Annotated in this window: 1 protein-coding gene; it reads right to left on the reverse strand. The window is 54.7% G+C overall.

Going from position 1 to position 322, the window contains the following annotated elements:
- Window positions 1-64: 64 nt before the first annotated feature.
- Window positions 65-322 (reverse strand): GFA family protein (locus CLH62_RS20905; RefSeq protein WP_211285876.1); only part of this gene is annotated, 258 nt, incomplete at its 5' end.

A 322-nucleotide genomic window follows, 5' to 3' on the forward strand; every position in this document is an offset into this window, starting at 1 on the left:
ATAACGCGGAGCGAAGCGGCGGCCCGTCAGGGACGTCCGCCTTACGCGGCTTGTTATCACTGCCTCAGTCATACTCTGCATGCTGAGGCAGATCATCTGTAATCTCGAACCAAGGAGCCTTACTCCCCACGAATACATGGCGCCCTGCTTTTACCTCTGGGTCGGTATCAAGTGTTCCGAGTGGGAAACCATAGATCTCGGGGGCTGCATCGAACTTGGTATAGAGGCTGGAGCCACAGTTTGAGCAGAAGCCTTTGTGCTCACCCGGAGAAGATTCGTAAAACTTCAGCAGCTCCTGACCTTTGACGGTGTGCCAATCCGA

This window comes from Marinobacter guineae (assembly GCF_002744735.1).
Lineage (GTDB): Bacteria > Pseudomonadota > Gammaproteobacteria > Pseudomonadales > Oleiphilaceae > Marinobacter > Marinobacter guineae.